Source organism: Methanomethylovorans sp., assembly GCF_041305605.1.
Lineage (GTDB): Archaea > Halobacteriota > Methanosarcinia > Methanosarcinales > Methanosarcinaceae > Methanomethylovorans.
In genome coordinates this window covers 1-11,422 of the sequence record NZ_JBFYLB010000173.1, presented here as the reverse complement: position 1 = coordinate 11,422, position 11,422 = coordinate 1, and the positions used below count along the sequence as shown (strand labels likewise).

The following is an 11,422-nucleotide window of genomic DNA, read 5'->3' as shown; positions in this document are numbered from 1 at the left end:
TGTTGCCCAGCAGGAACACAGCATCAAATGTGTCAGTAGTATAAGGTGTTTTACGGGCATCCCCTTCCTTGAAACGTACGGTCAGACCCTCTTTTTTTGCAGTGTTCTTTGCTCTCTGGATGAGATAATGAGATCTGTCCAGACCCTCCACATTCTTGAAGCCTCTCCTTGCCACTTCCATGGAATGGCGCCCCTGTCCACAGCAGAGGTCCAGGATCTTGCTCTCCTGCGATAGGTTCAGAACGGAGAGGAACATATCGATCTCTTCCCTTGTGATCTCAGAATCGCCTACTACGTCAGCATCTGTCTTAAGATAAAGGGAATTGAAGATCTCTTTCCACCAGTCAGGATTTACATGTTCTTCAAGACTGGATACAGGCCCAAGACTTTTAGGTTTTGGAGCATACTTCTTTTGGGAGCACATCAAAGTATTTCTGTTCATCTGACTTGACCTTCCGGATTTGGAAATGGACCGTAATGTCCACGAACTAATTTAATGTAATTAATAGAATAAAAAAGAGTTGCTAACTTCTTGAGCAAAGTATCAGACCACAGATTCACTTAAAAGCAAAACGTCTCTATTGTATAATAGAATAAACAATAGCATTTTAAATAACATAATTGCATATTTTACTGTATGACAAATTCGGTGGAAAAAATAATTCAACCAGTCAAGATAATCGAATCTGCAAAAAATGAACTAAGCTCTATCAAAGGTATCTGCAAAGTAGTGCCCCTTGATACAATAGACATAGAGAGGATAAATAACCTCGAAACACTGGACGAACAAATAGGCTGCAAGATAATTGGAAAGAAATATAACTTTGGAGTAAGGAAGACCCTGAGCTGCGAGGTAGTATTAGCCTTCATGGTCGACAAAGAATACAATTGGCCAGTCAACACCGTAAAACTATTCCATAAAGGAAAGATGATAGGCGAAGACACACAAGATCAAAGTGTTATAGCTAAGTTCAGTGAGTGCAAAGATTCGTTGATCATGGGCAATATAATCTTCTATGACAAGGAAGCTCTGAGAATTAGTGATCAAAATGATCCAATATGCATGGTCATTACTGAACAGCCATGCCCAAAATTAAATTCGCTTAGGGGCGTTTCTAACGCTGTGATAGGAATCCCGTCAAGCTATACTCACGATTACCTGCAGCTAAAGATAACCGAAGATAAAAAACAAATGCTCGGAAGCTTTTTAGTGGGGTTCGACATCGACCAAAGAGTTTTATCTCTTTGTCCAACAACTGATGTACATTCAAATGCCGATATAAAAGATAGGAAGTGCCAGCTTCCCCTCTAGTTCCCGTCAGGCTGGCAACTTCACTGATCCTGGTTCATTGAGATGGTTCGATATTTATGGAGTACTCAAAGTTCTCCGTGTTATGTGGCATTACTGACATGGTCCACTGGCCTGCAGATGCCTGTACTGTGTATGTCTCCACATAATCCTGTGAGTAGCTATGATATTCTGAGCTATTCCCGGATGCTTTGAGCACAGGGTAGGAAATGCTGCCTACTGTGACTGATCCACCATATTGTACGCCTGCCTTTACTGCTTCGACCTCATTACCCTGTGGGTTTATGAGCTTCACTTCAAATGATGGATCTGCACTGCTGCTTGAGGCATACATATCATACATGTGTGACTTAAGTTCAATAGTAACTGTTCCATTATCATTTACCTTGAAGGGGATCTCGTAGGGCTCTTCAGGCTGTACTGCCACGTGGAAGTTAAGGGATACCACACCCTCATACTCACGGATACCCGGATCATCTATGTTCAGGTCTATGCTACCGGAGAAATCTCCTTCTGCATCAGCAGGCACCTCTAGCTGGACCTTTATCACAGCAGTCTCCCCTGGCTTTATGCTGGAAGGACCTGTTATGGTGATGGCATCGGTCCCGAAGGCCTGCCCGTATCCGCCATAGTATGGCATAGATGCTGCAGCGTCCATTGCGATCGAACTTGTCTCAGCGACCATGGGGTAATACATATTTTCCACAAGCTGTGGGTCAATGGCAATTTCGGAGTCACCGGTGTTACTGAGCAATATCTCATAGTTGTACACTTTTCCGGCTTCCACCCTGTCATATATGTATGTTGTGAGGATCTGTACCTGCGGAGGTATCCAGACATCTACGTTCAACTGTACAGTACCTGGGAATCCCCCGTACAATATATCGCCTTCAGGTATATTCTCCATAAAGGCCAGCGTTGCAGCATAGTTCCCGATCCCAGCATCCTCAGGAATGGATACCTTTACCTCGAACTGTGCTTTTTCCCCAGCCTCAAGAACTTCCTGTGCGGGAGTTATTGTGACCCAGCTTTCGTCCATGTAACTGTAAGTATATGGCGTGATAACCATTGTCGGATTTACTGTGATCGCAGCATCTTCCTTGTTGGTCACGGTAACTGTGAAGTTTCCGCTGCTTCCGGGCTGTAACATTAAATTATAGTAGCTTGGATCAACACTTATTGTATCCATTTCAGCGATCATTCCAACATTGGAGACCATGCCACCTACCGTGGAAGATATGACCTTGTTCGTGATCTCCACAGCAGGCTCGGAAACTGCCGCATTGCCTGCAAATGCTGTGGCACCTGTCATATATACAAGGAGCACAGCAAATAATCCATATAATATGTATTGTGATCTGTTCATTAATTTCACCCTTTTGAACTGACAATGCATAATATGGACGTACACATATTAAATAACTTCTTAAACTTCAAAGAAATCCGTAGTTATCGGCGAAGAAAGAAAGAAGAAATTAACATAGAACCTGAAAAGACGAGAGTTAATCGTCTCTTTCCTCACCAATCCGGCTAACTGTGCTTCCTTTACTCAATAAAAGATTAAAAGCGTCCTTTTCCTTATTATAGTTCACAAGCACATTATAGATCTCCAATACCTCCCCGTACTTCGCTCTTTTAATAAGGCTGTTATCTTCGGTGACATTATGCCAGGGAAGTACTGCATATACTGCTTTCCTGGAAGTGCCATCACATAGCTTGTAGAGGCTGTACTTTTCGTCACCGAGGTCACTCGACATCAGGGAACATACGACGTTGATGCGTTTATCTTTGTGCGTGCCCATTTTGGAGAAACGTGCAAAGCGTGCCCTGGGAGGGACTTTGTAACACTCTTTGGTGAGACTGTCTTTTCTCACTATAAAATAAGAATACTTAATGTCCGTGTTTACATAGCGATATGGTTCATCACACTCTGCAAGCTTACGCATTAGCAATGTAGGAGTTATGTCTTGCTTTTGCTCAAAGCTCCAGCACTCTTCAAGGCTGCAGCCTGCACCCCATATAAAGGAACATGGAGCATATATCCCAAGACCGGCCCCCCTGAGTGCAATGCTCAGCCTGCGCAGCTCCACTGAGTTTGCTCTGTCCGCAGGCTCTATTACAAGTATACTTCCATCGGATGCAAGCCTTTGCGCCAATTTCAGCACCATATCAGCTTTTTGCTCAGTGGTAATATCTTTGATCTCATTGAGTACATTAGAGAACACCATAAGGTCGATATTCTCAGGTAGGATCTCTGGCTTTATTTCACGCACATCTGACCTTATAGGCTCGTGCAGAGTTATGGGATCTGATACGTATTGCGGAACTATGGAGTTGAAGGCTTCGATATTCTCATCGTATAGCTCGACGCTGTAGATGTCAGCCTTGCGACCTTCCAGCCTCTTGTAGAAATCGGCGATAGCCAGAGGCACTGTACCCGGACCGGTACCCACGTCAAGGATCCTCATCCGTGTTTTGAGTATACCGGCCTGGGCCATGCCGTAGAGCATGTGCTGGAACTGCACAAAATACACCGGGAATTGATAAGCAAGGTATCCCAGTACATTGTATCCTTTTTCATAGGAGATCTTCCGGGAACTGCCTTCTTTCCAGTATGCGTTCTTTTGACCCACAACTGCTTTTCTGATCCTGTCCAGGACAAGCGGGTCATCCCACTTCTTTGCGGTCTTCTTGCTGATATACTGCTCGATGATCGTCTGCAGTTTTGCTGACACCACTGCCGACATGAAGAAAAGCTCACTTTTCTTTATCTCTTCTTCGGTAAGTTCCATTGCTGTTGCGGAAGGAGCAAGCTTTATCCTGAAATCCTCACCTTCGGGGCTGGCATCAATACCCAGCTCGTATAGAAATGGTCTGATCGTGCTGTAGATCTGTTCAACGGACATATCACATGTAATGTAATTCTTTATCTCCGACAGTCTGAACTCAGGCTTCATGTGGGAGACATACTTAAGAGTGGAAATAATTTCCTTTTCACTATCCTTCATTGATAGGAGGGATGCCGGGAAGGCTCATAAATGTACTGATTCCGGAAACTTATATCAAATACAAATGATTGTTCTTCTTATGGACCTCAATAAAGAGATACAAAACCTGGCAAAAGCCAACGGGATATTCTACTGTGGTGTAGGTGACCTGTCCCTGGCAAAAGAGTTCATTATCCAGCAGGGTGGAAATGAACTGAAAGACTATCCTTTTTCAATATCTCTGGGAATCCCTCTTTTTAAAGACATAGTTGACAGGCTGCCCGACAGATCACAGCGCTCAGTAGCTTTGAACTATAAGCATCACTGCTATGATGTCATAAACCACAGGCTTGACATTGCAGCGTCTATTGTTGCGAGTTACCTACAGGATAAAGGATATAGAGTACTGCCGTTGCCTGCCGCGGAAAGAATAGATGATGAAAGAATATGTGCGTCCTTTTCCCACAAGCTTGGGGCACGTCTGGCAGGGTTTGGGTGGATAGGAAAAAGCTGCCTGCTCGTTACACCTGATCACGGCCCCAGGGTAAGGTGGGTATCTGTTCTGACAGATGCACCTCTGGAAGCATCTGCTGATATAATGGCATCAAAGTGCGGAAACTGTACTGCCTGTGTGGACATCTGCCCTGTAAAAGCCTTCACAGGACTTGAGTTTAAAGAAAATGAAGCACGTGAAGTACGATATGACGCACGCAAGTGCGAAGAATACATCAGATCACTGGGAGAAAAGGGGCAAATAAAAGTATGTGGCATGTGCCTTTACGTATGTCCATATGCCGGAAAAATAGTATCCAAAATGCACCATTTTCTCAGCACCCTATAGATCGGGATGCTTTCCACTCAACCTCAATGAAATGCCTGAAAATTGAGACCTGTTCCTTTCCGTTATACCATGTGGCAATGAGATTTGGAGGAGCAACCTCATCCTTTACGGTGATAATGAGGAGCTCCTGATCATCGATCACAATTATTCCCCCCTTCAAAGGATGAGCGCTGTCTTCTGTGGAATAGACCCTTACCTCTGCACCATGAATCGGTTTTTTACCTGTCTGATTGTCACTTCTTGCCTGATGTTCACTGATAGTGATCTTTACCTTCAGACCCTCATCTATCTTTTCCTGAAGTTTCGTTGTGATGATCTCCATGATAGGATAGGTTTCCGTAGCCTTGTCTAAAGAAGGATATGTGGACGCAAGTATGATCTCTTCTTTGGCCGAGTCCAGCATCTGGACGATCTTATCAGTAACGTTTTTCACACCGCTGATATTCCATACTCCATCTTCTTCGATGGAAACATCAGGTGCATGATAGATCTGCTCAAGTTGCTCCAGAGATGTTTCTACAGCATTTTCATAATTAACTTTCAACCTGTCAATGACCTGGACCGGAGCTATTGCTCTGTAACGCATAGGTTTGGTATGCTGGGTCTCGATAATTCCTTTATCATTAAGTTTGGTAAGCACGCCATACACGGCAGAACGGGGGATACCTGATAATGCATGGATATCCGCCACATTCCCGCTACCGTACCGTGTAAGTGCAATAAGCACTTTGGCTTCGTAGGAAGTAAGACCCAGTTGCTGAAGAGATTCTATCAGTGTGTTCATCATAATACTTTATCAAGATGTACTTATTTGTCGTTTCCGTTCTTTTCTTTATTCTCCAGATATTTCTTGTAATTATTCCCCTTTTTCTTTCTGGATATAAGATATACAGGCGTGCCGACGATACCCACCAGAAGCACAAATCCGACTGCAACAGATGCATTAAGAGATTCAGCAGGGCCAACCTCCACCGGTATTTTAAGGTTATCCGAATACTGGCTTTCATCGTGCTGATCCTTATATTTTATCTCACTGCTTATCGAATAGTTCTTAATGGTCGCATCATCTGCCACATTTACATCAAATATTGCTGTCTTTGAGTCGCCGGGATACATGTCCCCAAGATAAGCCTGATCGTCCGTAGTTGTGAAAGGATCCACAACGCTTATCCTTGCAATACATTCACGTGCTACCTGTTCCCCGGTATTGGTGTATGTTACGTTGATAGTTTTCTCATCACCCGCCAGCAGATTAGATTCAACATTCGATATCCTGAAATACGGTTCTTCTTCAACAACTATTTGAATGGTCATTGTCTGGTTCATGCCCTCATACCAGTAGTAAGTGTCACCGTAAGGAGGTGTGACCGCAGAATCCCTCTGGGACCTATACGAGATATAAAGCTTCAGATCATAAGTGCCAGCTTTTGCATTGTCATATATCTCTATAGGAAATTCAGCAGGAGATGACAGGGATTTCCCGGAACTCAAGGAACCTAAGAGCAAAGTGTCCTGTTCGATTTCTATAGGAGCATTGGGGTCGACAAGTGAAAGTGTTGCCGTCATGGAATCTGCTGTTGTGATGGCCCTATCAGAGGAAAGTTCACTTGCCATATATGTACGGGTAAGTGTTTCTCCATATTCCTCAAGATCATCATCGATGTCATCTTCATTTGCCTCGAATCCTGTAATTTTCCCATCGTTGAGTATGTTCACATAAAGAGTAGCTTCTTCTCCTCTTTCGAATACTTCATCACAGGCGAGGTTTGCCACCAGATGAGGAGATCCGTAGACGTCATAATAATCGCTTGCAATTTCATCGACAACGTCCTCATCTACACTTGCAGATGCGACCGAAACACAACTAAGTAACATGATTGCGATCGTAAGCACCTTTACATTTTTCAGAGATATCATATACTCACCTTGTTAGATTCTACATATTTTTCTGATTTTTTGCGGCCTAATCTCCATCTGTCCAGGTTAACCATAATAGGTGGCAGGACGATGATTGTGCTGAGTAACGAAAAAGCCACGGCTATTACCGTAACGATTCCGAAATCACGTAACATTGGGAACGAGGATATTACAAGGGCTGAAAAACCAAATATTACAGTAAATCCTGATGCAAGGATAGCTGGTCCTATTTTCTGTGCAGCTGTTTCCATGGCATCAGATGGTTCCAGGCCCTTTTCACGTTCCTCGAAATAACGTTCCAGCATAAGTATAGTAAATTCTGCCCCAATTCCTATGGCAAGAGCGCCGAGTGTAGCTGTAAGTGGGTTATATTTCATGTCAAGCACGTACATAACTCCACCAAGCCATCCGGTAACCATTACAATAGGCAGTATTGTAGCCAGGGATTTCATCCAATCCTTGTAGATAATTACCATGCCCACAAAGATAATTGCCATTCCCAGGTAACCCATGGCAGTCCGGCCTGAGGTGAGAGCACCTATTATTGAATTCTGCATGAATGTACTTCCTGTAACGGTAACAGATACTCCTGGGGGTGGAGCATACCACTGAAGGTCATTTTCAACTGCTTCTATGATACTGGAAACCTGGTTTGTATCTAAGTCATTTGCAAGTTTGAGATTGAGGACACCAAGGTTTCCTCCTTCGATGTACTGGTCAGTAGCGACCGATGAAAGACTGTCAGTAGTTGTAACGATCGCATCCCTGTCAGAGGGAATAGACCCATAACTGGAGGTTACCAACGTGCCTATGCTGCTTGACCCTGTTATCTGACTATGTCCTTCTTCTTCCAGTTCACCGAAATCGACCATCCATTGCAACAGGTCCGGGTCCATTATGTCATCAGCCCTGATGATCACATTTATTTGATCACTGCCTCCCATGACCCTGTTAAGTTTGTTCAGATCCTGCAATGCCTGCATATCCTGGGGCACAAAGTCCGCTGTGTCTGTCTGTACTCCGACATGTTCATCTGCATAGAGTCCCCCAATTGCAAAGACCGTTGCAAGCGTCAGGACAATTGCATAGTGTTTTGTAGTTAGCATGGAAACTTTTGCAAGGAACTTACCCATAGGAGAAAACTTAATTTCGGTTTTCTTTGAAATTCTCTTTTCTCCGTTGCGCTCTTTTTTCATTTCCTTTTCCAGTGACCTTCTATCGAGCCGATATAATAACGCCACAAGAACGAACATTGAAACAAGGTAAGAAAGGAGAACTCCTACAAGACTCATTTTTCCAAAATCCTGTATCATAGGAACAGGGGAACTGAAAAGAGCAACAAATCCCAAACATGTTGCCACAACAGCTGTAGCGACTGCAGGACCTGTGTGCTTAATAGTATCTATTACAGCCTCTTCGGCAGACTCTCCCTTTGAAAGCTCCTCTTCAATACGATTTTGGAACTGAATTGCATAATCTGCCCCCAATCCGATAAGAATAGGGAATACTGCCATTGATGCCATGGTCATAGGAATACCCAGCAAACCCATAGCACCAAAGGTAAAGATCAGACCTATGAAAATGACAGGTATTGGAAGCAAACACCATCTGACATGTCGGAAGACAATGAGCAGGCCGATTATCATCAAAATGAAAGCAAGGACCAGCATGCTTGTAAGGCTTGAGCTCATTTCTTCTGACATTGCTATTGAGAATGCCGGATCACCGGTAGCTATCGCGGTGGTGCCTGCAGGAAAATCAACTATTTGGAGGGTGCTTTCAACCTCGCCAAGGAGCCTTTTCTTATTATCTTCACTAATACTTCCAGGCATCTGGACCATAACGAGGGTATGCGTGGTGTCTGGCATGAAAGTGTCAACATAAGTAGAAGGCAATTGGTCGATGAGTGTTAGAATGGTATTGTCATCTGGTATTTCCTCACGGCCTGTTGCAGAATATGCTGCACTTTTGAAGAGTGATGCCATACTGATAACATTTTCAACGTCCTTGTCTTCCGCGATGATCGTGTCAAACTTGTCTATTGCCTCCAGAACATCGGATTGCCTCACGTCATCGGAATCCACAAGTACAACTATAACTTCACTGCCAAAATTTTGTGTATATAGATGATCATAGTTCTGGTAAGTTTCAGAGCCCTTTTTCACAAAGGTATCTGTCCCACTCTTGTTTTCTATGAGGCCAGCGCCCTGAAGTGATACCAGCATAAGGATTATAGCTACCAGAATTATTGTTTTGGGCCGTTTTTCTATAAATGTCCCGATTTTCTCAAAGATTTGTTTTACAGACATGCTAAGCTGTTAGTAGTACAGTACTAACAAAATATATACTTTTCTATTACTAGTAGCTAATTAATATATTATTATTACTAAGAATAGAGAGGACTTTTTTGGAGTGTAGCTTTGACCTTTAAAAGTCTCATCTGATAGAGTTGAACAAAAAATGCTTAAAAAAACAGAGATATCCTAATATCAGTGATATTATATGGACAGAGACAAGCTTAGAGAACTTCTGCTGGATACATATAGAAATGCGATCTTGTCCTGGATAATTCTCTTGGCCCTGGTTTTTCTGACCTTCATGAACTTTATGAATGGAAGATATGCATGGGGAATCCTAAGTGCCTTCGTGATCTGCATAATACTTCTTCCGGCATTGTTCTTTAAGAATTTGTCAATCATGCCTCCATGGTATCTTATATTGTTGGTCGCATTACCAATAGTTGGAAATGCAATAGGCTACCACCTATTCTTCAGTAGTATACCTAATTATATCTCAGTAGCAACCATTGCACTGCTGGTAGCAGCAGAGATCAACTGGTTCACTTCTGTAAAGATGGATCACATGTTTGCGATTCTTTTCGTTTTCATAACCACACTTGCAATATCCGGTCTATGGCACCTTATGCAATGGTTACTGGACATAAATATTGGAACCGCTTTCATTCTCGATGGCAGATCACAGGAAACTATCAACACTGAAGTAATGAATGAGTTCATGTATGCTACAGTTGCAGGTATTATCGCTGGTTTGATCTTTGGCTGGTACTTTAAATCCAGAGGAAAATCAACTCCTAATTCCATTAGATTTCCATCAAAGAATGAAGATCTAACTTCTATAGACACATCAACCAGACCGCCTGCACCTATCCATAAATTGCTTGGGATATCAGCCCGAAAACAAGAACTTGCAATGAGGATCATGCAGGCCAGCCTGCTGATAATGATGTTAGCGGGCATTTTTTGGAAGGACGCTCAGGTGGCACTTAATGCAATTGCAGTATTCGCAATTACTTTTTTGCCAAATATCCTCACCCGTAAATACAACATACCATATGACCCATTTCTGATGCTATGGGCCATTCTTGCTGTATTCATGCATGCACTTGGAGCTTTGTCATTCTATGAAACAGTTGCAAGATGGGACAACCTGACCCATGCGCTTTCTGCAAGTGTCATTGCAGCTGCAGGATATGTAATTATAAGGGCCATTGATATCTACACTGATGAGTTATACATACCTCCCAGATTCATGTTTGTCTTCATCCTTCTTTTTGTCCTCGCTGCAGGCGTAATATGGGAGATCCTGGAATTCCTGACAGATGAGATGGTAGTTAAGTTTGAGATGGATGCTTTTTTAACACAGTATGGTATCAGTGATACAATGCGCGATATGTTCTTCGATCTGCTTGGAGCCCTTGCTGTGGCTGCATGGGGTACTGCTTATCTATCAGATATTTCATATCGGCTTGCAAGAAGAATAGAAGCCTTTTCTGCCTCCAGAAATGAAAAGTAATGACAGCTTGGAGTCTATTGAAAGTATATAAAGTACTTTGTATTTTATAGAGGTTGCCTTATCATTTCAATATAAATGGTATCTACAGAACCCATTTATTTGTATAGTTGTTTGTATAGTTATTTATGTAGTTGTTATAGTAAATGGTTATGACAGCTTTTTTTGAAGCATTAGGGATAAAAATAAAATGCCAGCCATATAGCCGACACTGAGTCATTAGTTATTCTTGACAAGGAATGAAATAAAATCCTGGCTAAGCCTGGTTTCTCTTACCAGCTTGTCAATAATGTCTTCTTCTTGCATTCCTTCCTGGAGATACTGCTTTATGCGGTCGTAAACATGCTGGGAGACCTCTGAGTATTCATTGATATCCTTGCGGTGGCCCCATACATCACCCTCTAGTAACTCAATGCCCTGCATTTTAAGGTACATCTGTGCAGAGCTGGATATAGTCCTCATATAAGAAATTGGGATGTGGAGTGCTTTGACCTGTGGGCACTTCATTATAAGCGAGAAAATGTCTGTGTTAGATGGTCTGAATGCAAGGTGTACGAT

At 42.8% G+C, this 11,422-nt stretch carries 10 protein-coding genes; 3 read left to right on the top strand and 7 right to left on the bottom strand.

The features are described from left to right. On the bottom strand, nucleotides 1-442 hold a 442-nt coding region (locus tag ACCM36_RS11125), incomplete at its 3' end, for a class I SAM-dependent methyltransferase (protein WP_370573835.1). A 195-nt stretch (nucleotides 443-637) separates the two neighbouring features. Here ACCM36_RS11125 and ACCM36_RS11120 point away from each other — a divergent pair. Next, nucleotides 638-1,312, top strand: a complete 675-nt coding sequence (locus ACCM36_RS11120) for a hypothetical protein (RefSeq protein ID WP_370573834.1) — start codon at nucleotides 638-640, stop codon at nucleotides 1,310-1,312. 34 nt (nucleotides 1,313-1,346) lie between these two features. Here ACCM36_RS11120 and ACCM36_RS11115 read toward each other — a convergent pair whose 3' ends face one another. After that, nucleotides 1,347-2,675: a hypothetical protein gene (locus ACCM36_RS11115; protein ID WP_370573833.1), complete on the bottom strand. Its 1,329-nt coding sequence runs from the start codon at nucleotides 2,673-2,675 to the stop codon at nucleotides 1,347-1,349. 136 nt (nucleotides 2,676-2,811) lie between these two features. Beyond that, nucleotides 2,812-4,317 carry a small ribosomal subunit Rsm22 family protein gene (locus ACCM36_RS11110; protein ID WP_370573832.1) on the bottom strand — a complete coding sequence of 502 codons (1,506 nt, stop codon included), beginning with the start codon at nucleotides 4,315-4,317 and terminating at the stop codon, nucleotides 2,812-2,814. Between the two features lie 79 nt (nucleotides 4,318-4,396). Between ACCM36_RS11110 and ACCM36_RS11105 the strand changes: the two genes are divergently transcribed. Next, a complete protein-coding gene (locus tag ACCM36_RS11105; protein ID WP_370573831.1) occupies nucleotides 4,397-5,137 on the top strand; it encodes a 4Fe-4S double cluster binding domain-containing protein in 741 nt (246 codons plus the stop codon). On the opposite strand, the gene ACCM36_RS11100 is transcribed toward ACCM36_RS11105, so the two are convergent. Genes ACCM36_RS11100 through ACCM36_RS11090 form a run of 3 tightly spaced genes read right to left on the bottom strand, consistent with a single transcriptional unit; the run spans nucleotide 5,124 to nucleotide 9,363 of the window. Further along, nucleotides 5,124-5,924, bottom strand: a complete 801-nt coding sequence (locus tag ACCM36_RS11100) for a TrmB family transcriptional regulator (RefSeq protein ID WP_370573830.1) — start codon at nucleotides 5,922-5,924, stop codon at nucleotides 5,124-5,126. The two genes, ACCM36_RS11105 and ACCM36_RS11100, sit on opposite strands and share 14 nt — an antisense overlap. Nucleotides 5,925-5,944: 20 nt before the next feature. Next, nucleotides 5,945-7,054: a COG1361 S-layer family protein gene (locus tag ACCM36_RS11095; protein ID WP_370573829.1), complete on the bottom strand. Its 1,110-nt coding sequence runs from the start codon at nucleotides 7,052-7,054 to the stop codon at nucleotides 5,945-5,947. Next, nucleotides 7,051-9,363 (bottom strand): RND family transporter, encoded by a 2,313-nt coding sequence (locus tag ACCM36_RS11090; RefSeq protein WP_370573828.1) that lies wholly within the window; start codon nucleotides 9,361-9,363, stop codon nucleotides 7,051-7,053. The genes ACCM36_RS11095 and ACCM36_RS11090 overlap by 4 nt, the downstream gene beginning before the upstream one ends. A 193-nt stretch (nucleotides 9,364-9,556) precedes the next feature. Between ACCM36_RS11090 and ACCM36_RS11085 the strand changes: the two genes are divergently transcribed. Then, nucleotides 9,557-10,867: a hypothetical protein gene (locus tag ACCM36_RS11085; RefSeq protein WP_370573827.1), complete on the top strand. Its 1,311-nt coding sequence runs from the start codon at nucleotides 9,557-9,559 to the stop codon at nucleotides 10,865-10,867. Between the two features lie 216 nt (nucleotides 10,868-11,083). Here ACCM36_RS11085 and ACCM36_RS11080 read toward each other — a convergent pair. Then, nucleotides 11,084-11,422: DUF1699 family protein (locus ACCM36_RS11080; protein ID WP_370573826.1), on the bottom strand; the 339-nt coding region annotated here is incomplete at its 5' end.